This window comes from Paracoccus sp. (in: a-proteobacteria) (assembly GCF_030538755.1).
GTDB lineage: Bacteria > Pseudomonadota > Alphaproteobacteria > Rhodobacterales > Rhodobacteraceae > Paracoccus.
Map to the genome: position 1 here is coordinate 23,575 of NZ_JAUNTJ010000004.1, position 22,579 is coordinate 46,153.

A 22,579-nucleotide genomic window follows, 5' to 3' on the forward strand; every position below is an offset into this window, starting at 1 on the left:
GATCACCCGGCAAACCACAGACAACCCGGCAACGGCCCCAGGGCCTTTGCCGACCGATTTCTGAAAACCAGACGCGCTTCCTGTTTGCCCAAATACGCACCTTTGGGCACGCCCCCGCCAGCCAGACCAAGGCCGGTGGTTACAGGCCAGCCGCCGCCTCGGCGCGGGGGTAATAGCGCGCCATGGCCAGCGCCCGCGTCAGGTTCAGCACCATCAGCGCCGCCCACAGCCCGTGATTGCCGAATGCCGCAGGCAGCAGGATCAGCGCCGGCACATAAACCGCCACCGACTGCACCATCGCCGCCCGCATCTCGCGCGTCAGGGTGGCACCGATAAAGATGCCGTCCAGCATCCAGCTGCCCACACCGATCAGCGGCGCAATCGCCAGCCATGGCAGAAACGCCCGCGCCGACTGCCGCACATCGGGCGCAGTGGTCAGCAGGTCGATGATCCACGGCCCGGCCAGCAGAAACACCGCGCCCAGCATCAGCGCCCCGCCAAAGCCCCATTGCGCCGTCATCTGCGACGCGCGACGCACCCGCCCCGGCTGCCGCGCCCCGACCGCCTGCCCGACAAGGCTTTCGGCGGCAAAGGCAAAGCCGTCCAGCGCATAGGCGGTGATAGCCAGAAACTGCAACAGCACCTGATTGGCCGCCAGCGCCACCTCGCCCTGCCCGGCTGACAGGAACATAAAGCTGGTAAAGCTGAATTGCAGCAGAACCGAGCGGACCATGATGTTCCCGTTCACCTGCATCAGCCGCGCCATGCTCTCGGCCGCGAACAGCCCGCGCACCACAACGCGGCGCAGCACCGGGCGGGCCAGCCACAGCCCCAGCAGCAGCCCCGACCACTCTGCGATCAGCGTGGCCGCGGCCACCCCGCCGACGCCATAGCCAAGCCCCAGCACGAACCACAGATCCAGCGCCACGTTCAGCCCGTTCTGCACCAGTTGCAGCGCCAGCACCGCCCGCGTCCGCTCAACCGCGATCAGCCAGCCGGTGATCGCATACAGCGCGATGGTCGCGGGCGCGCCCCAGATGCGGATCGCCAGATAGTCGCGCGCAAGGGCCTCGACCTCGGGCGGGGCGGGGGCGATACGAAAAGCGGCCCAGAACAGCGGTATCTGCAACAGGATAAACACCAGCCCCGCGCCCAGCCCGATGGCCAGCGCCCGTGCCAGATGCGCGCCGGTTTCGGCCCGGTCGCCCGCGCCATGGCTTTGCGCGATCAGGCCGGTGGTGCCCATGCGCAGAAAACCGAACACCCAATACAGCGTGCTCAGAATCACCGCACCCAGACCCACCGCACCGATGGGCGCCGCCTGCCCCAACTGCCCGATCACGCCGGTATCGACCAGCCCCAGCAAGGGCACGGTGATGTTGGCAATCACGATGGGCAGCGCAATGGCCAGCACCCGCCGATGGGTCAACGGCTGCGGCGGCGATGGCGGCGGCACGATCTCAGCCACTCTGCCGCATCAGGAAATGCCCTGTCGCCTGCGCAAACAGGCGCGAGCGGTTGTCCTGCCACGCCTCGACATGAACCGAGGCATAGCGCCGCCCCGACCGCACCACCCGCGCCCGCGCAAAGGCGTCGCGCGGCAGGCCGGATCGCAGGTAATCCACGGTAAAGTCGATGGTCTTGGGCAGGCGCGGCAGGCTGTCGGGCACGGCGGCATCAGGGGCGATCCGGCCCGATTCCAGATCCTCCCACATGGCGGTCCAGGCCAGTTCGATGATGGCCGTCACCTCCAGAAACGCCGCCGTGACGCCGCCGTGAATGGCGGGCAACAGCGGGTTGCCGATCAGCTTGTGGTCAAAGGGCAGAACGGCGGTCAGCTCATCCCCGCGCCGGTCGAAACGGATGCCCAGCCAGTTCGCATAGGGCACCCCGCCGACCAGCCCGGCCAGGGCACTGTCGCGCCGCGATTTGATCTGCGCCAAAGGTTCGTTGCGATCCGCCATCCTATTGCCCCACGGTAAAGGCCCCCGTCGCGGCCGCGACGGGGTTATCGGCATCGTCATCCATCGCAAAGGCGCGGACAAAGGCGACGCTGCGGGTCATGTGGTAACACTCGGCCCGCGCCGTCAGCCTCTGCCCCGGAACGGCCGGGCGCATATAGTCGATGCGCAGGTCGATGGTCGCGGTGGATTGCGGCTGGTTGGGGTGACACATGACCGCCGCGCCGCAACAGGTATCCATCAGCGCCGACACGACGCCGCCATGCACCACCCCGGTGCGCGGATCGCCGACCAGATGTTCGGCCCAGGGCATCGAGATAACCGCCCGCCCCTGCCCCAGATCGTCGATACGGATGTCCAGCGCCTGCACATGGGGGATGGATTCGAAAAACTCTCGGGCAATGCGCACCCGCGCGCCCTGATCTGGTCCTGCCGGGGTCGTCATGGCCACCTCGTTATCACGTTAGCGAATTATCGCTGCCCACGGCACAATCTCAAGCCCGTTTCCCGACGCAGTTGGTTGAGGTTGACGCCGCGTCGCGCTAGAATCCCTGCGGAGACATGCACGGGATGCAAAGATGCCGGACAGCGAACTCATCACTTTCAAGGATATGTGCGCGCGGTTTGACGTGACCCCCCGCACGCTGCGCTATTACGAATATATCGAACTGCTGAACCCGAAAAAAGTCGGCAGATCAAGATTTTATGGCCCACGAGAGGTGGCGCGCATGACCCTGATCCTGCGTGGCCGCAAATTCGGATTTTCGCTGGAAGATATCCGGCAATGGCTGGACATCTATCAGCTTAAAGGGTCCAAGGAACAGTTCCAGCACTTCCTGAAACTGGCCGATGACCAGTTGGACGTGATCGACCGGCAGATGGCCGATCTGCAATCGGCGCGCGCCGATCTGGTCGCGCTGCGCGACGAAACCCGCGAATTGCTGTCGCAGGCGACCGCAGCGGTCTGAACATACGACCGGCAGGGCGTGACGCTGCGTTCTTCTTTACGTGAACGTCAACTTGTCGCAATCTGATTTCATGGACCCGATCAACATCGGGGTGGAGGAAGGCCCCGTCATGACAGACGAATTGATGACGATCCGTCAGATGTGTGATGCGTTCAACGTAACGCCGCGCACCCTGCGTTTCTACGAGGCGCGGGAACTGATTTTCCCCGAACGGCGCGGCCAGCACCGTTTGTATGACCGCCGCGACCGCGCCCGGCTGACGCTGATCCTGCGCGGCAAGCGGTTCGGCTTTTCGCTGGAACAGATCGCGCAACTGCTGGCGCTGTATGAACCCGGCGCCAACCACACCCAGATCGCCGCCACGATTCCGGTCGCGCGCCAGCGGCTGATCGACATGCAGCAGCAATATATCGAACTGGAAAGCGCCATAGACGAGCTGAAGGCTCAGATTGCCGACGCCGAAGCACGGCTGGCCGCGATGCCCAAGACAACAGGATAAACCCATGCCGATCTATCACGCCCCTACCCGCGACATGCAATTCATCCTGCACGATGTGCTGAACGTGTCGCAGGCCGGTCTGCCCGGCTATGACGATCTGGATCGCGACTTTACCGAAGCCGTCCTGGATGCCGCCGGCAAGCTGGCGCAGGATGTGCTGACCCCGCTGAACGCAACCGGCGACCAGCAGGGCTGCGTGCTGGAAAACGGCGTGGTGCGCACGCCTGAGGGCTTTGACGCCGCGTTTCAGGCGATGAAGGACGGCGGCTGGACGGCGCTGGATTGCGACCCCGAATATGGCGGTCAGGGGATGCCCTATATCATGGGTCTGGCCACGGGCGAGATGTTCGTATCGGCCAACATGGCCTTCAACATGTATCAGGGCCTGACCCATGGCGCCTATTCCGCCATCCACACTCACGGCACGCCCGAACAAAAGGCGATGTATCTGCCCAAGATGGTGTCCTGCGACTGGACCGGCACCATGAACCTGACCGAGCCGCATTGCGGCACCGATCTGGGCCTGCTGCGCACGCGCGCCGAACCGCAGGATGACGGCAGCTATCTGATTACCGGGCAGAAAATCTTTATCTCGGCCGGCGATCACGACCTGTCGGAAAACGTCATCCATCTGGTGCTGGCCAAAGCCCCCGGCGGCGGCGAAGGCACGCGCGGCATCAGCCTGTTCATCGTGCCCAAGTTTCTGGTGAACGAGGATGGCAGTCTGGGCGAGCGCAACGGCGTCAGCGTCGGCAATATCGAACACAAGATGGGCATTCATGCCAACTCGACCTGCGTGATGAACTATGACGCGGCCAAGGGCTGGCTGCTGGGCGATCTGCACAAGGGGATGCGCGCCATGTTCACCATGATGAACGAAGCGCGTCTGGGTGTCGGCCTGCAAGGCTATGCCGTCGCCGTGGCCGCCTATCAGAACGCCGTTGAATACGCCAAAGATCGCCTGCAAGGGCGCGCGGTGACGGGGGCTGAAAACCCGTCCGGTCCGGCTGATCCGCTGATCGTGCACCCCGACATCCGCCGCAGCCTGATGGATCAGAAATCCTTCCTTGAAGGCGCACGGATGTTGGCCTTCTGGGCGGCGCATCTGATTGACAAGGCGCATAGTGGCGATGCGGATGCCGATGGTCTGGTTGGCCTGCTGACCCCGGTCATCAAGGGTTTCCTGACCGACAAGGGCTTTGATACCGCCGTTCTGGCGCAGCAGGTTTACGGCGGCCACGGTTATATCGAAGAACACGGGATGAGCCAGTTCGTCCGCGACGCCCGTATTACGATGATTTACGAAGGTGCGAATGGCGTGCAGGCGCTGGATCTGGTGGGGCGCAAGCTGGCCACTGATGGCGGCAAACATGTCTTGGCGTTCTTTGAAATGGTCAAAGCCTTCTGCAAGGAAAACGGCGATGGGCCGCTGGCGGCCGATTTCATCGAACCGCTGAAGGCCGCATCCAAGGACCTGCAAGCCGCCACGATGTTCTTTATGCAGAACGGGATGAAGAACCCGAACGCGGCACTGTCCGGGTCGTATGACTTCATGCACTTGTTCGGCCACACGGCGCTTGGCCTGATGTGGGCGCGCATGGCGGTGGCGGCGCAGGCGGCACTGGACGCGGGCACCGGGGACGCCGATTTCATGAACACCAAGCTGGCGACCGGGCGTTACTATATGGCGCGGCAATTGCCGATGACCCGCACCCTGCTGGCGCGGATCGAAAGCGGTGCCGATCCGGTCATGGCGCTGGACGCCGACCAGTTCTGAGGCCGGTTGGATGAGCCTTGCGCCAGCCCTCCCCCCCTCTGCCGCGCGCGCGCCGCGACGGTTCGGGCGTGTGGTGCTGGCGCTTGTGGCGGTTGCGTTGCTGGGGGCCTGTGTCCCCGGCCCGGCAATCCGCAGCACGACGCTGTATCCCATCGCAGCTTCGCCGCTGCCAGGGGATGAGCGGCAGGCGCTGGCCCGCCGCGCCTTCGCCTATGACCAGTTGCTGATGCAGGGCAATCCGCCCGCCCTGCGACAGTTCCACCCGCCGCGGATGGCCGATGCGCTGGCCGCAGACAATGAGCGTGCGCTTGCACGGATGATTCAGGCCAGCGATCAGGCATTTGGCGATACGGTGCCGGGGGTGCTGGTGGTCGGGCGGATGCGGGTTGACCGGGCCGGGATCGGCACGACGGATGACGGCACGCCCTTTGCGCTGATCCCCACCCTTACGCTGATCGCCTTTGGTCGCCCCGGCGGCAGCGGGGCATCGACCGTGGTGCAGGGCGTCACCCTTGCCTTTCATCAGGACGGGCAATGGTATTTCCTGCGCCTGACCAGCGCGCAAACGAATGAAGCCCTGCGCCGCGCCTATCCACAGTTCCGAGGCGTCCCGTTGCCCTATCCGGCAGGTGACGCGTGATGGGCAGAACGACCAAATCGCACCGCCGCTGGCACCACACAGCGACAACGCCCCGGCCCCGATCCGCCCGACCGGCGTTTTCTTGGCCGTCGATATGCGTATTTAAACAAACAGGAAGCGGCGGAAGTGCGCCCCGGCCCCCAGACCTTCCGATCCGAATGGGATGTCTCACCGCTGACCGGGGCGGCTTCCCGTTTGACGGTCATCGGCTCGCCAGCCTGTTCCGCATCTGTGACCTTAGCGCGCAATTCTTAAGAAACCGTGTGCAGGCATCCTGTTTGTCTAAATACGCATTCCCCCGCTCTCTCTTGGCGATTGGTCTGATCTTGTTAAAACTGACCGCACCGGCCATGGCGCAGGACTGCGACGGTCTGGCCCATGCGCTGGCCGACTATGCCCGTATAAAACCCGCCGATGGCATCGCGCCGCTGTTGCCCTTTCTGCCCCAACGGCTGTTGCAGCAGATGGCGGCTGAAAGGGGCCAGAGCTTGCCCGAACTGTTGCTGGACATGGCCGCGCCGCCGCCCGAGCCGCTGCGCATCAGCATTGAAATCGCACCAATGGACCCCGATTCGGCACAGTGGCACAAAGCCACCGGGGGCGATGACTATGCGCTGTTGCCGATGCAGACGGTCGTGACCGGCGCGCAAGGCACCTGCACCACCCAGACCACCGCCATCGCCTTTGATGAAGGCCGGAACTGGCGGATTCTGGACATTGGCGATGACGTGAACCGTGCCAACTTTCTGACCCTTTATCCACAATTTGCAGGAATGCCTGCCCCGCACAGCACGATGCTGTGCGACCCGCCACAGGAGGAACCATGACAGACGCTTATATCTATGACGCGGCCCGCACTCCGCGCGGCAAGGGTCGCCCTGACGGGGCCTTGCACGAAGTCACTTCGGTCGCCTTGTCGGCGCGGCTGCTGAACGCCATGGCCGAACGCAATGGCCTGTCGGGCCACGCGGTCGAGGATGTGATCTGGGGCAATGTCACGCAGGTCAAGGAACAGGGCGGCTGTCTGGCGCGCTCGGCGGTGCTGGCATCGGACCTTGACGAAAGCATCCCCGGCCTGTCGATCAACCGTTTCTGCGCCTCGGGGATGGAGGCGGTGAATCTGGCCGCCAACCAGATCAGGGGCGGCGCGGGCGATGCCTATCTGGCCGGCGGCGTGGAAATGATGAGCCGCGTCCCCATGGGCAGCGACGGCGCGGCGATTGCCGTGGACCCCAGCCTGACCTTTCCGACCTACTTCGTCCCGCAGGGGATCAGCGCCGACATCATCGCCACCGAATACGGCTTTACCCGCGAACAGGCCGACGCTCTGGCCGTCGAATCGCAGCGCCGCGCGGCAAAGGCGTGGGAGGAAAACCGTTTCGCCAAATCCATCGTGCCGGTGATCGACCAGAACGGCCTGACCATTCTGGACCGCGACGAATACATGCGCCCCGGCACCACGGTCGAGGATCTGGCCAAACTCAAGGCCAGCTTTGCCGAGATGGGGCAGATCATGCCCGGTTTCGACAAGGTGGCGATGCTGAAATATCCGCATCTGGCGCAGATCAACCATATCCACCACGCGGGCAATTCCTCGGGCATCGTGGACGGGGCGGCGGCTGTGCTGATCGGGAACAAGGCGTTTGGCGAAAAGCATGGCCTGCGCCCTCGCGCCCGCATCCGCGCCACCGCCAAGATCGGCACCGATCCCACGATCATGCTGACCGGCCCGGTCCCCGTGACCGAAAAGATCCTGCGCGACAGCGGCATGAGCATTGGCGACATCGACCTGTTCGAAGTGAACGAAGCCTTCGCCTCGGTCGTGCTGCGTTTTATGCAGGCGTTTGACGTGGATGCGGCCAAGGTGAACGTCAATGGCGGCGCGATGGCCATGGGGCATCCCTTGGGCGCGACAGGTGCCATCATCATCGGCACCCTGCTGGACGAGCTGGAACGCCACGACCTGTCCACCGGGCTGGCCACGCTGTGCATCGCGTCGGGCATGGGCGCGGCGACGATTATCGAACGTGTATAAGGGGCAACGGATATGACCGATTTCACCATGAAAACCGGCGACGACGGCGTTGCCATCATCACCTGGGACGTTCAGGGCAAGTCGATGAACGTGCTGTCGCTGGACGGCGCACAGGCGCTGAACAGCCTGATCGACAGCGCGCTGGCCGATGAGGCTGTGAAAGGCATCGTCATCACCAGCGGCAAGCCTGATTTCGCCGCCGGGATGGACCTGAACGTGGTCGCTCAGATGAAAGAGGGCGGGGCGCAGGCCGTGTTCGACGGCATCATGACCCTGCACGGCGTGCTGCGCAAAATCGAGCGTGCGGGGATGGACCCGAAAACCCTGAAAGGCGGCAAGCCGATTGCCGCCGCCCTGCCCGGCACCGCGCTTGGCATCGGGCTGGAACTGCCGCTGTCCACGCATCGCATCTTTGCCGCCGACAACCCCAAGGCGAAAATCGGCCTGCCCGAAATCATGGTCGGCATCTTCCCCGGCGCGGGCGGCACGACGCGGCTGGTGCGCAAGCTGGGCGCGATGGGGGCGGCTCCCTTTCTGCTGGAAGGCAAGCTGTCCGACCCGAAAAAGGCCAAGGCCGCCGGGATCATCGACGAGGTGGTGGACGATCCGCTGGCCGCCGCCCGTGACTGGGTGCTGAACGCCAAGGATGCCGATCTGGTCAAGCCGTGGGACGCCAAGGGTTACAAGATGCCCGGCGGCGAACCCTATCACCCGGCGGGCTTTATGACATTCGTCGGCGCGTCTGCCATGGTGCATGGCAAGACCAACGGCGTCTATCCGGCGGCCAAGGCGCTGCTGAGCGCGGTTTACGAAGGTGCGCAGGTCAATTTCGACACCGCCCTGCGGGTTGAGGCGCGCTGGTTTACCAAGGTGCTGATGAACCCCTCGGCCAGCGCGATGATCCGCAGCCTGTTCATCAACAAAGAGGCGCTGGAAAAAGGCGCGAACCGCCCCGATGCGCCCGACCAGAAGGTGCGCAAGGTCGGCATTCTGGGCGCGGGCATGATGGGCGCGGGCATTGCCTATGTGTCGGCCATGGCGGGCATTCAGGTCGTGCTGATCGACGCGGCGCAAGACGCGGCCGAGCGCGGCAAGGCCTATTCCACCGGCCTGCTGGACAAGGCGATCAGCCGCAAAAAGGCCACCGAGGACAAAAAGACCGAGGTGCTGGCCCGCATCACGCCGACCACCGATTACGCCGCGCTGGCGGGCTGTGATCTGATCGTGGAAGCCGTGTTCGAAGACCCCGCCATCAAGGCCGAGGTCACGAAAAAGGCCGAGGCGGTGATCCCGGCGGATGCGATCTTTGCCACCAACACCTCGACCCTGCCGATTTCCGATCTGGCCAAGGCTTCCAGCCGCCCGGATCAGTTCATCGGCATCCACTTCTTTTCCCCGGTGGACAAGATGCTGCTGGTCGAGATCATCAAGGGCAAGCAGACCGGCGATGTCGCGGTGGCCAAGGCGCTGGATTTCGTGCGCCAGATCCGCAAGACGCCCATCGTGGTCAACGACGCACGGTTCTTTTATGCCAACCGCTGCATCATCCCCTATATCAACGAAGGCATCCGCATGGTGGGCGAGGGCGTGAACCCCACGCTGATCGAAAACGCCGCCAAGATGATGGGGATGCCGCTGGGGCCGCTGCAACTGGTGGATGAAACCTCGATTGATCTGGGCGTCAAGATCGCCAAGGCCACCCGCGCGGCCATGGGCGATGCCTATCCCGATGACGCGGTGGATGCGGTGATCTTCAAGCTGGCCGATCAGGGCCGGATGGGGCGCAAGGCCAAGGCCGGTTTCTATGACTATGACGAGGCGGGCAAGCGTCAGGCCCTGTGGTCTGGCCTTGATACCGCATGGCCGCAGGCCACCGACCAGCCCGAACTGACCGAGGTGCAGCACCGCCTGATGTTCGCCCAATCGCTGGAGGCGGTGCGGGCGCTGCAAGATGGCGTGCTGGAAGATATTCGCGAAGGCGATGTCGGCGCGATCCTTGGCTGGGGCTTTGCCCCCTGGACCGGCGGGCCGTTCAGCTGGCTGGATATGCTGGGCGCGGCGCGGGCGGCGGAAATCGCCGATGGTCTGGCCGCCCGTCACGGCGCGCGATTCGAAACCCCGGCCCTGCTGCGCGAGATGGCGGAAAAGGGCGACAGTTTCTATGACCGCTTTGGCCCGCAGGCCAAGGCAGCCTAAAACGACCGCCTTTTAACGAAAATATGGGCGCGGACATGGTTCCGCGCCCTTTGCCATGGAACTTTCATCCCGCTATCCCGTTGATCCGTCGCAAAAGCCGCCTATGCTGCGGGCGATGTTTCATGGCCGCACCACAGGCCCGTAACAAGGATGACAGGATGACCGAGGAAACCCGCCTTCGCGCTCAGGCTACGCTGGACGAAATCGAACAAGTCACAGCCGTTGTCTTGCCCGAACCCGCAGCCGAGGTTGTGCCGCTGACGCAGGCCACGCCGCCCGTGGCCGATGAAATCCGCAAGCGGATGGACGAAATCAACATCCACGACACCGGCTCGGTCGTGCATTTCGGCAGCCGCGCACAGGCGGGCTTGCAGGAAATCAGCCAAAAGATGCTGGCCGACGTCAAGAACAAGGACATCGGCCCCGCGGGCGAATCGCTGCGCGATATCGTGACGACGATCCGCGGCTTTTCCGTCAGCGAACTGGACGTGCGTCGCGAACGGTCGTGGTGGGAACGCCTGCTGGGCCGCGCCGCGCCCTTTGCCAAATTCGTGGCGAATTACGAACAGGTGCAGGGGCAGATCGACCGCATCACCACCGATCTGGAAACCCACGAACAGCGCCTGCTGGTGGACATCAAGTCGCTGGACGTTCTGTATGACCGCACGCTGGCCTTCTATGACGAACTGGCGCTGTATATCGCCGCGGGCGAAGAAAAGCTGCGCGAGATGGACAGCGCCATTATCCCCGCCAAAGAGGCCGAGTTGAAGGCCGCAGGCGAGGATCAGCAGGTGATGGAGGCGCAGGAACTGCGCGATCTGCGCAGCGTGCGCGACGATCTGGAACGCCGTGTCCACGACCTGAAACTGACCCGTCAGGTCACGATGCAGTCGCTGCCCTCGATCCGGCTGGTGCAGGAAAACGACAAATCGCTGGTGACAAAGATCAACAGCACGCTGGTGAACACCGTGCCGCTGTGGGAAACCCAGCTTGCGCAGGCCGTCACCATCCAGCGCAGTGCCGAGGCAGCGCGGGCCGTCAAAGGGGCCACCGATCTGACCAACGAGCTGCTGACCCGCAATGCCGAAAACCTGCGCCAGGCCAACACTGCGATCCGCACCGAAATGGAACGCGGCGTGTTCGACATTGAATCGGTGCGCACCGCCAATGCCGAACTGATCGCCACCATCGAAGACAGCCTGCGCATCGCCGACGAAGGCAAGGCCCGCCGCGTCGCCGCCGAGGCCGAGCTGCAAAAGATGGAGGGCGAGCTGCGCGACACGCTGGCCTCGGCCCGCGCCCGTCAGACCGCCCCCGCGCAGGGCTGATAACGGATGCGGCGCGGCGGCCTTTGGGGTGGACTGGCACTGGCGGCTTTGCTGGCGGGATGCGGCGCGCGCGCGCCCGAACCGGCCAGCGAACCGCCCGCCCCTGCCCCGGTGGCCGCGCCCACCCCGCCTGCGCCCAAGCCCGACCAGCCGGCCCGGCCCACGCAGGCGGAACTGATGCAGGCACGGGCCGATGCCGCGCGCCAGACCAATCAGGCCGCAACCACTGGCGCAACGGCGGCCAGCCGCAACATGCGGCTTTATCTGGCCACCGCCGAGGCCGGTCTGCTGTCGCGCGGCAAGCTGCGGATGGAGACCAACCCCCGCGATGCCCGCTTTGATGCCGCCACGCTGGCGCAGAACTTTTTCAGGATCGCGCTGCGCAACGAATATGCCCCCAATGGCCGCCGTCACCCGGACGGGCAGGAAACGCCCGCGCCGCTGCGCCGCTGGTCGCAACCGATCCGGCTGCAACTGGAATTCGGCGCTTCGTCAGATATGGCTGCCCGGCGGCGCGATCAGGCCGAAATCGGTGCCTATGCCGCGCGGCTGGCGCGGGCCTCGGGCCATCCGGTCAGCCTGACCGGCGAGGGCGGGAATTTCATCGTCCTGATCCTGTCCGAAAGCGAACGCCGCGCCATCGGTCCCCGGCTGGAACGGCTGATCCCCGGCATCCCTGCCGAAGATGTCGCCGCGATCCGCAACCTGTCGCCGCAGAATTACTGCGCCGCCTTTGCCTATTCGCGCAGCGGCGGGCCGAATTATGTGAACGCAGTCGCCATCCTGCGCGCCGAACTGCCCGCCCGCCTGCGCACATCCTGCATCCACGAGGAACTGGCGCAGGGCATGGGCCTTGCCGCCGACAGCCTGCGCGCGCGCCCCTCGATCTTTAACGATGACGAGGAATTCGCCCGCCTGACCCGGCATGACGAACTGCTGCTGCGCATCCTCTATGACCCGCGCCTGCGCCCCGGCATGACGCAGGCGCAGGCCGAACCCATCGTTCACCGCATTGCCGCCGAACTGCCGGGGGGTGCATGATCGACCCGCGCCCTGCCCGCATCCCGGCGACAGCCCCTGACACGCCCCGGCGTTTCCCTGACCGACCAACCTTCCACGGAGGCGACCCATGGTCCTCGACTTTCTGACCGGCGAATTCATTGATGTGATCGAATGGGTGGACAACACCCGTGACACCATGGTCTGGCGCTATGAAACGCGCGGCCGGGCGATCAAATACGGCGCCAAGCTGACCGTGCGCGAGGGGCAGGCCGCCGTCTTTATCCACGAAGGCCAGCTGGCCGATGTGTTCGGCCCCGGCCTGTATATGCTGGAAACCAACAACATGCCGATCCTGACCCGGTTGCAGCACTGGGATCACGGCTTTCGCAGCCCGTTCAAATCGGAAATCTATTTCGTCAACACGACGCGGTTCAACGATCTGAAATGGGGCACGCGCAACCCGATCATCGCCCGCGACCCCGAATTCGGCCCGGTTCGCCTGCGCGCCTTTGGCACCTATTCGATGCGCGTGACCGACCCCGGCGTGTTCATGCGTGAAATCGTCGGCACCGATGGCGATTTCACCCGTGACGAAATCGCATTCCAGTTGCGCAACATCATCGTGCAGGAATTTTCGCGCATGATCGCCGGATCGGGCATTCCGGTGCTGGATATGGCGGCGAACACCGATCAACTGGGCAAGATGGTCGCCAAGGCGATCGCGCCCACCGTCGCGGCCTATGGCCTGACCATCCCCGAATTCTATATCGAAAACATCAGCCTGCCCGATCAGGTGGAAAAGATGCTGGATCAGCGCACCAGCATGGGCATCGTCGGCGATCTGGACCGTTTCGGGCAATATGCCGCGTCAGAGGCCATGCTGAACGCCTCGCAGAACGCGGGCGGGGCGGGGGCCGGGTTCGGTGCGGCGATGGGGGCCGCGCTTGGCATGGGCGGGCGCGGGCCTTGGGGTGCCGTGCCCGCGCAGCAACAGCACACCCCGCAGGCCGGCGGCGCTGCGGCCGCACCGCCGCCGCTGCCGGGCAAGTCGGTGGAAACCGTCTGGCACGTCGCCATCGGTGGCAAGGCCGAGGGGCCGTATGGTCGCGGCCATCTGGGTCGCATGGCCGCCGAGGGGCAGTTCGGGCGCGATACCCTGGTCTGGACGCCGGGGCAGGATGGCTGGCAGCCCGCCGATGATGTGCCGGAACTGGCGCAGCTTTTCACCATGCTGCCGCCTCCGGTGCCTTCGGCCCCCAAGGCCGACTAAGCCGTGCCGACGCCGCGCAGCGAATACCGCTGGCCCTGTGAAAGCTGCGGCGCCAGCCTGCGCTTTCAGCCCGGCCAGCGGGATCTGATTTGCGACCATTGCGGCCATCGCCAAAGCATCGGCGAAGGCCCGGCCCGCGCCCCCGCGCGCCAGCCGCAAGGCGGGTCCGAGGGCGAAGATGCCATTCTGCTGGACCCGTCCACGGGCCGCGCCCTGCAATGGGATGCGCAGCACAAGGCCCCCGATCTGCGGGAAATCCCGCTGGAAAAGGGGCTGCGGCTGGATGCTGCCGGGGCCGACATCGTGCAGCAGGTCCGCACCTTGTCCTGCCCCAATTGCGGCGCCAAGGTCGAGGCCGACCCGGATCGCCACGCCACCGCCTGCCCCTTTTGCGCCACTCCGGTCGTAACCGACACCGGCGCGACCCGGCAGATCAAACCGCAAGGCGTGCTGCCCTTTGTCGTGACCGAGGAACAGGCCAAGGCCGCGCTGGACGACTGGCTGGGCAGCCTGTGGTTCGCGCCCTCGGGGCTGACCGCCTATGCGCGGCGCGGGCGGCGGATGACCGGGGTCTATTCCCCGTTCTGGACCTTCGACGCCGCCACCCGCAGCCAATACAGTGGCCAGCGCGGCGATGCCTATTACGAAACCGTTTACGTCACGCAGGAAATCAACGGTCGCCGTCAGCAGGTGCCGCGGCAGGTGCGACGGGTGCGCTGGTCGCGCGCCTCGGGTCAGGTCGCGCGGGATTTCAACGATGTGCTGGTGCTGGCCTCGACCTCGCTGCCGCGCCGGTTCACCGACGGGCTGACGCCGTGGGATCTGTCGCATCTGACCGAATACCGCCCCGATTATCTGGCCGGGCTGACCGCCGAGGGCTATACGATCCCGCTGGCCGAGGGGCATGGCATCGCACGGCAGGAAATGGCCGGGGTGATCGCCATGGACGTGCGCCGCGCCATCGGCGGCGATGAACAGCGGGTCGAACGGATCGCCACCGATTTCCGCGACGAAACCTTTAAACATATCCTGCTGCCGGTCTGGACGGCGGCCTATAAATACAACGGCAACAGCTATCGTTTTGTGGTGAACGGCCAGTCGGGGCGGGTGCAGGGCGAACGCCCCTATTCGGTGTGGAAGATCGCGCTGGCCGTCATTCTGGCGCTGCTGGTGATGGCCGCCGTGCTGTTCGTCGCGCAAGAAAGCGGCTATGTCCAGTTCAGCGGCGGCAGCGGGATCAGCATCGACGCGCCGGGCGGCTATGTGATCCGGGGGTATTAGCGGGCCGCGCGGCGAACATCCTGGGGCAACGCGACAGCAGCCGCTGCGGGACCACCCCGCTTAACGGTCGCGGCGCAGGGCCTCGTCTGCGATGCCCGCAGGGGCCGCCAGCACCGCGCCGATCCCCAGCCCGGTGCAGGTGGCCTTGTCGAAAAACTGACAGTTCCCGCAGCCCGCCAGCCCCAGCAGCGCAGGCAGGATCAACAGACGTGCGCGCCAACCCATGCAGCCCCCCCCTTTTTGCCCGATCCTTTCAAAAGGCTGCGGGCAAGGCAACGGGCGGCGGGCAGCGGCGGGCGAATCAATGCGCCAGCATCTCGGCCACGATCTGATCGGCGGTCAGATCGGCGGGGTAATAGGTGGGCCAGTTGCTCAGCTCGGTCAGCAACTGGTCGCGGTCATCGCCCCAATAGAGGTGATAGTGATCCGATGCCTCGGGCGCGATGCGGTGATCGCTGAACTGGATAAAGCGCGGCGCGGCATCATCGCCGCCGGTTTTCGCAAAGACATAGCGCACGCCGCGGTTGCCCTTTTCATAAGCCAGAATCACATAGCCATCATCGGCATATTGCCCGGTGACGGCCTGATCGCCGCGATGGAATGTCACACTGTCGCCCTGAATGGCGATGCGGTCTACATCGGTGCGATAGCCGGTGTCGTAATAGGCGCGGTAGTCCGCCGCCGTCTTGTCGCCATGCGCGGCCTTGTCGGCCATCACCGGGTCCAGCGCGCCGCTGGTCAGGTAGGGATAGACCGACTGCCACTCGCCCACCCAATCCGACAAGGCGCGGTGCTGCACCTGCCCGTCTTGGAAATAGCCCTTGTGGATCTGCTGCGCAGCATCGTCATGGCTGTGGTCATGGGTTCCATGGGCAAACCCCGGCCCGGTCAGCATCAGCCCGGCTGTGACAGCCGCGATCAGGAAGGTGGGATTGAGATAGCGCATTCCGGCCTCATATACGTTACGATATAACGTATCAAAACATATCCCGCATCCCGCTGCAATCCCCCCGCCGCAATCATGCGACTCTCGTGCGGGGCCTCTACCGCTCGGGCGTGTTAACCGCTAACATCCGGCAAATTTGGGGGTGAGCATGATCCTGTGTGCAGGCGAATCGTTGATCGACATGGTGCCGGATGGCGCGGGCGCATTTCTGCCGCTGCCGGGCGGGGCGGTGTATAACACCACGGTCGCACTGGGCCGTCTGGGTTGCCCGACCGCCTATTTCTGGCCGATCAGCCGCGATCCGTTTGGCGAACAACTGCTGCGCCCGCTGGCCGAGGCCGGGATCAGCACCGACCTGTGCCCACGCACCGACCGGCTGACCACGCTGGCCTTTGTCACCCTGACCGGGGGCGAGGCGCGCTATTCCTTTTACGACGACGGTTCGGCGGGCCGGATGCTGACCCAGGCCGACCTGCCGCCACTGCCCGGCGAGGTGACGGCGCTGTTCGCGGGCGGCATCAGCCTTGTGCCCGACCCGTGCGGTGCGGCGGTCGAGGCGCTGATCGCGCGCGAACACGCCCGCCTGCCGGTGATGCTGGACCCGAACATCCGCCCGTTTTTCATCAGCGACCCCGATGCCTATCGCGCACGGCTGAACCGGCTGCTGCCGATGGCGGATATTGTCAAACTATCCGCCGATGATCTGGACTGGCTGTTTCCCGATCTGCCGCCCGAGGATGCGGCCCGCAGCGTGCTGGACATGGGGCCGCGCATCGTGCTGCAAACCGGCGGCGAGGCGGGTGCCCGCGCGCATTGGCACGGCCCGACCGTTGCCGCCCCGGCGGTGCAGGTGCAGGTGGCCGACACCATCGGCGCGGGCGATACCTTTAACGCCGGGGTGCTGGCCAGCCTGTCGCAGCAGGGTGTTCTGACGAAACAGGGGCTGGCCGCGCTGACGCCCGATCAGTTGCGCGCGGCGTTGAGCCTTGGCGCCCGTGCGGCGGCTGTCACCGTATCGCGCGCGGGCGCAAACCCGCCATGGGCGCGCGAACTGGATCTGTAAAGAATTGCAAGGGCGGGCGTTACAGCGCCCCGAAGGCCCGCTTTTGCCGGTCAGACCAGCGCAGGTGCAGGCGCTGACCGTCTTCGGTGGCCTGTTCTGCCTGAACCACGCCGGCCTCATGCAGCCACGCGCGGCGGCGGCCATCGTCAAAGGGCAGAAGCAGCGTTTCATCGAACAGGGGTTCGTCCAGCGCCTCGGCCAGACGGGCGTCGATGGCGGCGATCAGATCGTCCAGCCCCTCGCCGGTCAGGGCGCTGACGGCCTGCACGCCCTCGGTCCTTGCATCGGTGCGGCGCAGCGCCTCGCGCGCGTCGGGCGGCAGGGCGTCGATCTTGTTCCAGACCTCGATCTGCGGGAATGTGTCATCCACGCCCAGATTGCCCAGAATATCGGCCACATCGGCGGCCTGTTCGGCGGTTTCGGGGTGGCTGATGTCGCGCACATGCAGGATCAGATCGGCCTCGAGCACTTCTTCCAGCGTGGCGCGAAAGGCGGCGACCAGTTCATGCGGCAGATCGCTGATAAAACCCACCGTATCCGACAGAATCACCTGCCGCCCCCCGGCCAGACGGATGCCGCGCATCGTCGGGTCCAGCGTGGCGAACAGCATGTCCTTGGCCATGACATCGGCCCCGGTCAGGCGGTTGAACAGCGTCGATTTCCCGGCGTTGGTATAGCCGACCAGCGCGACGATGGGATAAGGCACCTTGGCCCGCGCAGCGCGGTGCAGGCTGCGGGTTTTCACCACCCGTTCCAACTGGCGGCGCAGGCGGACCATCTGTTCGTCGATGGCGCGGCGGTCGGCCTCGATCTGGGTTTCGCCGGGGCCGCCGACAAAGCCAAGCCCGCCGCGCTGCCGCTCAAGGTGGGTCCAGGCCCGCACCAGCCGCGTGCGCTGATAGGCCAGTGCCGCCAGTTCCACCTGCAACACGCCTTCGCGCGTGCGGGCACGGTCGGCAAAGATTTCCAGAATCAGGCCGGTGCGATCCAGCAGCTTGACGTCCCACGCCTTTTCCAGATTGCGCTGCTGCACCGGACTGACCGGGCCATCGACCAGCACCAGTTCCGCCCCGGCCGCGCGCAGGGCGGCGCCCAGTTCATCCACCTTGCCACTGCCGAACAGGGTGGCCGGGGTGACAGCGCGCAGCCGCGCCACCTCGGCCCCGACGATTTCGGTGCCGGGCAGCGCATGGGCCAGCGCCACCGCCTCGGCCAGTGCATGTTCGGGGGTGCGGCGCTGATTGCGCGCCTGACCCAGATCCGGGTGAATCACATAGGCGCGGGTGGGCAAAGCCTCGGTCGAGGTGGGCTGCGCCAATCAGTCCTCGCCTTCATACAGGCTGATTGGCTGACCGGGCATGATGGTGCTGATCGCATGTTTATAGACAAGCTGCGACTGGCCGTCGCGGCGCAACAACACGCAAAAGTTGTCAAACCAGGTTATGACCCCCTGCAACTTTACGCCGTTGATAAGAAAGATCGTGACCGGCACTTTTGCCTTGCGGACGTGGTTGAGGAACGCGTCCTGAAGGTTTTGCTTGTCGCCAGCCATTGGTTTTTCCATTCGTGTTGTTGGCCTGTTTCCTTAACATTTAGGGCAAGCGAACGACCCATGCAAGCGGCACGGGCTGCACGACGTGCAGGTAAAAACTTGCATTATAGGCATTAATTTCCCCCTAAAGATGAATGCCGTAGCGTTTTGAACCTTTTGACTAATATTTCCCTATACTTTTAGCCATGACGGGATTATGGCGATTCCCGGCTATCATAGGGCCATGACACCCGGATCACCGGCACACGGCATTCGAGAGTCGATTCAGTTTGCGTTTCAGGAGTAGTCACGATGTCGAGAATCGTAAAATATCTGGCAATTGCTACAACAGCTTCGGTCATGGCGGTATCCGCTCAGGCCGCGACCATGGATCTTGTCCACGAGGGCGACGACCTGTGGGGGCAGCCGTCTTTGCATGAAGACGTGTTTGTCACCTATGGTGGTGTGCGCTGGGGCGTGGGTGCAGGCGTCATGCGCCTGATGGATACCGTCAGCGGATCGGCGATCATCGCCTTTTGCGTGGACGTAACCCGCCTGATTACCAACCAGCCGGGCGAATATCAGGTCAGCGACAGCTGGTTTGCCCCTGCCGTCACCGCCAACATTCAGGCGCTGTTCAACACCGCCTATGCCACGGTGGACAGCGCGGCCAGCGCGGCCGGGTTCCAGATGGCCCTGTGGGAAATCATCACCGAACAAGAAGGCAATGCGCTGAGCCGCACCGCGGGCGCCTTCAAGGTGCGCGGCACGGTCGAGGCCAATGCCTATGCCGACAGCTATCTGGCTGGCCTGACCGGCCCGGAAACGCAGCAATACCGGCTGACCTTTCTGGACAGCATGACCAGCGCACCGGCCGGCTATGGTCAGGATCTGGTCGCCGTCGCCCCGGTGCCGCTGCCCGCCAGCGTTCTTTTGCTGGGTGGTGCGCTGGCCGGGATGGGCGCGCTGCGCCGCCGCAAGAACAACGCCTGAGCCGCAACAGTCCGGCACAGCTTGCAACCAGAGGGGTGCCCGCCGGGCACCCCTTTTCGTTTCACCGCCGCCAGAAATCCGGCGTCAGCAGCGCCAGAACCGCCAGCGTTTCCAGCCGCCCGATAATCATCGCCCCGGCCAGCACGGCCTTGGTTGCCGGGGCCAGCCCGGACCAGCCGCTCCACGGGGCCGAGGCGATGCCGGCCGTTCCCTCGAAGGCGGGGGTCAGCGGGATCGCCCCGGCCAGCGGGCCGGTGTTGGTCAGCGCGGCGATGGACAGGATGGTGGCTGTGTCGAACTCGATCCGCTGCATCGACACCAGCGCCACGACCACCGCGATGCTGATTGCGAACAGCATGAAGAACAGAAACGCCAGATAGGCACCTTCGCCGCGCAACTGCCGCCCCATGCGCCCGCCCCCTGCGACGGAACGGGGATGGATGATCCGCTGCATTTCCCGTTCGCCGTGGCGGGCCAGCGCATAGACGCGCAGCAGCTTGACCCCGCCCGCCGTCGTGGCCACGCCGCCGCCGAACATCGCCAGCCCGGCCAGCATCAGCCCCGGCGCGGTCAGCCCCGACCAGGTGCGCGCGCCTTCCCACTGGACGCTGTTCCAGCCGGTGGTGGTCAGAAAGGACAGCGCGTTGAACATCGCCCCCCATGCCGCCCCCGCCGCGCGGGCCAGATCGGCCAGCAGCGAGCGCTCATCCGCCGCGCCGGTTTCGATCACGGCGATAAAGTGCCGGGCCAGCAGCACCACGGCAACCGCCACCACCACCCCGGCGGCGATGCGCAATTCGGGGTCGTCGTGCATCCGCTCGCTGGCGCGCAGCTCGCCCCCGCCGGGCCAAAAGCGCCGCGACAGCGCCGGGATCAGGAACAGGAACACCAGCATTTCCCCGATGATCCCCGAGGTCTGCCCCACCGGCCCGCTGACCGGCGTGATGCCCGAGGTCGCCAGCGTCCCCATCGCGCGGCACAGCGCCAACAGCGCATCGTCGCCCGCCAGCAGCAACAGCACCCACAGCGCCAGCGTCAGCGCCGCATAGACCGGCGCCACCGTTTCCGCCGCCCGCCAGACCCGCAGCGAGGGGTCGATGCGCGGCGCGTGCAGGGCCGCGCTGGACAACCGGACGCGGTGATCGACATCCAGACCCTGATCCTGCGGCGATGCCATCAGCTCGAACCCGCCAAGGCGCAGCGGGGCCAGAATGGCAATGGCGGCGATCAGGATGAACAGCCCGCCCAGCCAGCCGACCACCGCCCGCCACAGGTGCAACGGCGCAGGCAGCAGATCGGCGGAATACAGCGTCGCGCCGGTGGTGGTCAGGCTGGACACCATTTCCCACCAGGCGTTGAACAGGCCGGTATCCGGCTGGCTGGCGGCAAAGGGCACCGCCAGCATCACCGGCACCAGCGCCATGGCCGCCGCCATGGTCAGCAGATTGCCCCGCGCCACAGACCCGCGCCGGTTGCCCTGCACCGCCAGTGCGACCATGCCCGTCAGCGTCATGAACAGCAGCGAGGCATAGAAAAAATTGCGCGCGATGGCGTGCTGATCCAGCGTCAGCGCATAGGCGGCGGGCACCAGCATCGCCAGCGCGCCGATAAAGGCAATCGGCAAAATCAGCGGCAGGCGGATCAGCACAGCCATCACCGCCCCTCAGAAAAAGTCGATCGAGACTTGCAGCAGGCCCTCGACCTGCGGAACGTCTTTGGTCAGCACAAAGATCAGCACGATGTCGCCTTCCTCGACGCGCAGATCGGGCGCGGGCTTCATCACCCGTCCGCCCTTTTGCACCGCCCCCAGCAGGGCACCTTCGGGAAAGTCGATGTCGCGGATCGTCCGCCCGGCGATGGACGAGGTGGACAGCACCTGCGCCTCGATCACCTCGGCTTCGGCATCACCGATGGAATAGATGTCGCGCACCCGTCCGCGACGGATGTGGCGCAGGATGCTGGACACGGTGGTCGCGCGCGGGTTGATATAGGCGTCGATGTCCAGCGCCGCCATCAGCGGCACCAGCGTCGGATCGTTAATCAGCGCAATCGCCATCCCCGCCCCCGCCTGCTTGGCCCGGACCGAGGCAAGGATGTTCGTCTTGTCGTCATCGGTGATCGCCAGCACGGCATCGGCGCGCGGCACGGCGGCTTCGTCCAGCAGTTCGGCGGACAGGCCGTCGCCGTGCAGCACGATGGTGCGTTCCAGCGCATCGGCGGCATATTCGGCGCGGGGGCGGTCACGCTCGATCACCTTGGCGCGGATGCGTTCGGGCAAGGCTTCGATCCGGCGCGCGACCGACAGCCCGACATTGCCCGCGCCGATGATGACGATGCGTTCCTGCCGGGCGGTCGGCTTGCCGAATACCTCAAGCGTGCGCTGAATATCGGGGGCCTGCGTAAAGACATAGATCTGGTCGCCCGCGAACAACTGGTCGCCCGGTTCGGGCGCGAACAGCCGCCCCTCGCGCCGGACACCGGCCACCACGGCACTGAGGCTGGAAAACAGCTCGGTCAACTGCCGCAGGGGGGTATTCAGCGCCGGGCAATCGTCGTCCAGCACGATACCCAGCAGATGCACCCGACCGTCCATGAAATTCTCGGCGTCAAAGGTCGAGGGGGCCGACAGGCGCTGCATGGCGGCGGCGGCGACCTCTCGTTCCGGGCTGATGATGACGTCGATGGGCAGGTGGTCGATGCGATACAGGTCGGAATAGATCGCATCCAGATAAGCGGACGACCGCAGCCGGGCAATCTTGCGCGGGATGCGGAACACGGAATGCGCCACCTGACATGTGACCATGTTCACTTCGTCGGAATGGGTGGCGGCGATAATCAGATCGGCGTCGCGCGCCCCCGCCCGGTCCAGCACATCGGGATGACTGGCAAAGCCGGTGACGCCCTGCACGTCCAGCGCATCGGTGGCACGCCGGATCAGTTCGGCGCTGGTGTCGATGACAGTGACATCATTACGCTCGCCGGCCAGATGCCGTGCGATCTGCCAGCCGACCTGCCCTGCCCCGCAGATGATGATCTTCATGCAGCACCTCTGACCGTTCAGCCCTGTGGTAGGACAGACCGCAGGGGGG

The 22,579-nt window shown here is 65.2% G+C and carries 23 protein-coding genes; 13 read left to right on the plus strand and 10 right to left on the minus strand.

The genetic code is table 11. The annotated features are described in order from the left end of the window. Positions 1-139 precede the first annotated feature (139 nt). From Q4G14_RS03405 to Q4G14_RS03415, 3 genes are read right to left on the minus strand one after another with little or no spacing between them, the layout of a single operon-like run. Positions 140-1,468 (minus strand): MATE family efflux transporter, encoded by a 1,329-nt coding sequence (locus Q4G14_RS03405; RefSeq protein ID WP_303360323.1) that lies wholly within the window; start codon positions 1,466-1,468, stop codon positions 140-142. After that, complete coding sequence (locus Q4G14_RS03410) at positions 1,461-1,964, minus strand: PaaI family thioesterase (protein WP_303360324.1); 504 nt, start codon at positions 1,962-1,964, stop codon at positions 1,461-1,463. The genes Q4G14_RS03405 and Q4G14_RS03410 overlap by 8 nt, the downstream gene beginning before the upstream one ends. A gap of 1 nt (position 1,965) precedes the next feature. Beyond that, positions 1,966-2,406: a PaaI family thioesterase gene (locus Q4G14_RS03415; protein WP_303360325.1), complete on the minus strand. Its 441-nt coding sequence runs from the start codon at positions 2,404-2,406 to the stop codon at positions 1,966-1,968. Between the two features lie 133 nt (positions 2,407-2,539). On the opposite strand from Q4G14_RS03415, the gene Q4G14_RS03420 reads away from it, so the two are divergent. The 11 genes from Q4G14_RS03420 to Q4G14_RS03470 all read left to right on the plus strand — a co-directional run bounded on the left by Q4G14_RS03420 (position 2,540) and on the right by Q4G14_RS03470 (position 14,957). Then, the gene (locus Q4G14_RS03420; RefSeq protein WP_303360326.1) at positions 2,540-2,929 is read left to right on the plus strand and encodes a MerR family DNA-binding transcriptional regulator; all 390 of its coding nucleotides are present in this window, start codon (positions 2,540-2,542) and stop codon (positions 2,927-2,929) included. Positions 2,930-3,038: 109 nt separating this feature from the next. Further along, positions 3,039-3,428, plus strand: coding sequence for a MerR family DNA-binding transcriptional regulator (locus Q4G14_RS03425; protein ID WP_303360483.1), 390 nt, complete (start codon positions 3,039-3,041; stop codon positions 3,426-3,428). Between the two features lie 4 nt (positions 3,429-3,432). Then, entirely contained in the window at positions 3,433-5,205 is a 1,773-nt protein-coding gene (locus tag Q4G14_RS03430; protein WP_303360327.1) for an acyl-CoA dehydrogenase C-terminal domain-containing protein, read from the plus strand. A gap of 10 nt (positions 5,206-5,215) precedes the next feature. Next, positions 5,216-5,845, plus strand: a complete 630-nt coding sequence (locus Q4G14_RS03435; RefSeq protein WP_303360328.1) for a hypothetical protein — start codon at positions 5,216-5,218, stop codon at positions 5,843-5,845. A gap of 326 nt (positions 5,846-6,171) precedes the next feature. Then, the gene (locus Q4G14_RS03440; protein ID WP_303360329.1) at positions 6,172-6,672 is read left to right on the plus strand and encodes a hypothetical protein; all 501 of its coding nucleotides are present in this window, start codon (positions 6,172-6,174) and stop codon (positions 6,670-6,672) included. Continuing rightward, on the plus strand, positions 6,669-7,880 hold the full coding sequence (locus Q4G14_RS03445) for an acetyl-CoA C-acetyltransferase (RefSeq protein WP_303360330.1): 1,212 nt from the start codon (positions 6,669-6,671) through the stop codon (positions 7,878-7,880). The genes Q4G14_RS03440 and Q4G14_RS03445 overlap by 4 nt, the downstream gene beginning before the upstream one ends. Before the next feature lie 12 nt (positions 7,881-7,892). Further along, complete coding sequence (locus Q4G14_RS03450) at positions 7,893-10,076, plus strand: 3-hydroxyacyl-CoA dehydrogenase NAD-binding domain-containing protein (protein ID WP_303360331.1); 2,184 nt, start codon at positions 7,893-7,895, stop codon at positions 10,074-10,076. A 158-nt stretch (positions 10,077-10,234) separates the two neighbouring features. Continuing rightward, positions 10,235-11,404: a toxic anion resistance protein gene (locus Q4G14_RS03455; RefSeq protein WP_303360332.1), complete on the plus strand. Its 1,170-nt coding sequence runs from the start codon at positions 10,235-10,237 to the stop codon at positions 11,402-11,404. 6 nt (positions 11,405-11,410) lie between these two features. Beyond that, a complete protein-coding gene (locus Q4G14_RS03460) occupies positions 11,411-12,445 on the plus strand; it encodes a DUF2927 domain-containing protein (RefSeq protein ID WP_303360333.1) in 1,035 nt (344 codons plus the stop codon). Between the two features lie 88 nt (positions 12,446-12,533). Further along, positions 12,534-13,676 carry an SPFH domain-containing protein gene (locus tag Q4G14_RS03465; RefSeq protein WP_303360334.1) on the plus strand — a complete coding sequence of 381 codons (1,143 nt, stop codon included), beginning with the start codon at positions 12,534-12,536 and terminating at the stop codon, positions 13,674-13,676. Positions 13,677-13,679: 3 nt separating this feature from the next. Beyond that, a complete protein-coding gene (locus tag Q4G14_RS03470; RefSeq protein WP_303360335.1) occupies positions 13,680-14,957 on the plus strand; it encodes a zinc ribbon domain-containing protein in 1,278 nt (425 codons plus the stop codon). Between the two features lie 60 nt (positions 14,958-15,017). On the opposite strand, the gene Q4G14_RS03475 is transcribed toward Q4G14_RS03470, so the two are convergent. Both Q4G14_RS03475 and Q4G14_RS03480 read right to left on the minus strand, forming a co-directional pair. After that, positions 15,018-15,182 (minus strand): hypothetical protein, encoded by a 165-nt coding sequence (locus tag Q4G14_RS03475; protein WP_303360336.1) that lies wholly within the window; start codon positions 15,180-15,182, stop codon positions 15,018-15,020. Positions 15,183-15,258: 76 nt separating this feature from the next. Then, positions 15,259-15,852 carry a metal-binding protein ZinT gene (locus tag Q4G14_RS03480; protein ID WP_303360484.1) on the minus strand — a complete coding sequence of 198 codons (594 nt, stop codon included), beginning with the start codon at positions 15,850-15,852 and terminating at the stop codon, positions 15,259-15,261. A 199-nt stretch (positions 15,853-16,051) separates the two neighbouring features. Here Q4G14_RS03480 and Q4G14_RS03485 point away from each other — a divergent pair, with 199 nt between their 5' ends. Further along, positions 16,052-16,966, plus strand: a complete 915-nt coding sequence (locus Q4G14_RS03485; protein WP_303360337.1) for a carbohydrate kinase — start codon at positions 16,052-16,054, stop codon at positions 16,964-16,966. 19 nt (positions 16,967-16,985) lie between these two features. Here the strand turns inward: Q4G14_RS03485 and hflX are convergent, their stop codons facing one another. From hflX to Q4G14_RS03500, 3 genes are all read right to left on the minus strand, one after another. Beyond that, on the minus strand, positions 16,986-18,284 hold the full coding sequence (gene hflX, locus Q4G14_RS03490) for a GTPase HflX (protein WP_303360338.1): 1,299 nt from the start codon (positions 18,282-18,284) through the stop codon (positions 16,986-16,988). After that, positions 18,285-18,518, minus strand: a complete 234-nt coding sequence (gene hfq / locus Q4G14_RS03495) for an RNA chaperone Hfq (RefSeq protein ID WP_020949330.1) — start codon at positions 18,516-18,518, stop codon at positions 18,285-18,287. A 194-nt stretch (positions 18,519-18,712) separates the two neighbouring features. Next, entirely contained in the window at positions 18,713-18,859 is a 147-nt protein-coding gene (locus Q4G14_RS03500) for a hypothetical protein (protein ID WP_303360339.1), read from the minus strand. On the opposite strand from Q4G14_RS03500, the gene Q4G14_RS03505 reads away from it, so the two are divergent. Then, on the plus strand, positions 18,858-19,490 hold the full coding sequence (locus tag Q4G14_RS03505; protein WP_303360340.1) for a VPLPA-CTERM sorting domain-containing protein: 633 nt from the start codon (positions 18,858-18,860) through the stop codon (positions 19,488-19,490). The two genes, Q4G14_RS03500 and Q4G14_RS03505, sit on opposite strands and share 2 nt — an antisense overlap. 61 nt (positions 19,491-19,551) lie before the next feature. Here Q4G14_RS03505 and Q4G14_RS03510 read toward each other — a convergent pair whose 3' ends face one another. Together Q4G14_RS03510 and trkA are read right to left on the minus strand one after the other, a co-directional pair. Beyond that, positions 19,552-21,144, minus strand: coding sequence for a potassium transporter TrkG (locus Q4G14_RS03510; RefSeq protein ID WP_303360341.1), 1,593 nt, complete (start codon positions 21,142-21,144; stop codon positions 19,552-19,554). A 9-nt stretch (positions 21,145-21,153) separates the two neighbouring features. Then, entirely contained in the window at positions 21,154-22,530 is a 1,377-nt protein-coding gene (gene trkA / locus Q4G14_RS03515) for a Trk system potassium transporter TrkA (RefSeq protein ID WP_303360342.1), read from the minus strand. Positions 22,531-22,579 lie beyond the last annotated feature (49 nt).

Bases quoted from the DNA above. Each gene is read 5' to 3' on its own strand.
- Q4G14_RS03410 (WP_303360324.1), bottom strand. From the start codon at position 1,964: ATGGCGGATCGCAACGAACCTTTGGCGCAGATCAAATCGCGGCGCGAC.
- Q4G14_RS03415 (WP_303360325.1), bottom strand. From the start codon at position 2,406: ATGACGACCCCGGCAGGACCAGATCAGGGCGCGCGGGTGCGCATTGCC.
- Q4G14_RS03420 (WP_303360326.1), top strand. From the start codon at position 2,540: ATGCCGGACAGCGAACTCATCACTTTCAAGGATATGTGCGCGCGGTTT.
- Q4G14_RS03425 (WP_303360483.1), top strand. From the start codon at position 3,039: ATGACAGACGAATTGATGACGATCCGTCAGATGTGTGATGCGTTCAAC.
- Q4G14_RS03430 (WP_303360327.1), top strand. From the start codon at position 3,433: ATGCCGATCTATCACGCCCCTACCCGCGACATGCAATTCATCCTGCAC.
- Q4G14_RS03435 (WP_303360328.1), top strand. From the start codon at position 5,216: ATGAGCCTTGCGCCAGCCCTCCCCCCCTCTGCCGCGCGCGCGCCGCGA.
- Q4G14_RS03445 (WP_303360330.1), top strand. From the start codon at position 6,669: ATGACAGACGCTTATATCTATGACGCGGCCCGCACTCCGCGCGGCAAG.
- Q4G14_RS03450 (WP_303360331.1), top strand. From the start codon at position 7,893: ATGACCGATTTCACCATGAAAACCGGCGACGACGGCGTTGCCATCATC.
- Q4G14_RS03455 (WP_303360332.1), top strand. From the start codon at position 10,235: ATGACCGAGGAAACCCGCCTTCGCGCTCAGGCTACGCTGGACGAAATC.
- Q4G14_RS03460 (WP_303360333.1), top strand. From the start codon at position 11,411: ATGCGGCGCGGCGGCCTTTGGGGTGGACTGGCACTGGCGGCTTTGCTG.
- Q4G14_RS03465 (WP_303360334.1), top strand. From the start codon at position 12,534: ATGGTCCTCGACTTTCTGACCGGCGAATTCATTGATGTGATCGAATGG.
- Q4G14_RS03475 (WP_303360336.1), bottom strand. From the start codon at position 15,182: ATGGGTTGGCGCGCACGTCTGTTGATCCTGCCTGCGCTGCTGGGGCTG.
- Q4G14_RS03480 (WP_303360484.1), bottom strand. From the start codon at position 15,852: ATGCTGACCGGGCCGGGGTTTGCCCATGGAACCCATGACCACAGCCAT.
- Q4G14_RS03485 (WP_303360337.1), top strand. From the start codon at position 16,052: ATGATCCTGTGTGCAGGCGAATCGTTGATCGACATGGTGCCGGATGGC.
- hfq (WP_020949330.1), bottom strand. From the start codon at position 18,518: ATGGCTGGCGACAAGCAAAACCTTCAGGACGCGTTCCTCAACCACGTC.
- Q4G14_RS03505 (WP_303360340.1), top strand. From the start codon at position 18,858: ATGGCGGTATCCGCTCAGGCCGCGACCATGGATCTTGTCCACGAGGGC.
- Q4G14_RS03500 (WP_303360339.1), bottom strand. From the start codon at position 18,859: ATGACCGAAGCTGTTGTAGCAATTGCCAGATATTTTACGATTCTCGAC.
- Q4G14_RS03510 (WP_303360341.1), bottom strand. From the start codon at position 21,144: ATGGCTGTGCTGATCCGCCTGCCGCTGATTTTGCCGATTGCCTTTATC.
- trkA (WP_303360342.1), bottom strand. From the start codon at position 22,530: ATGAAGATCATCATCTGCGGGGCAGGGCAGGTCGGCTGGCAGATCGCA.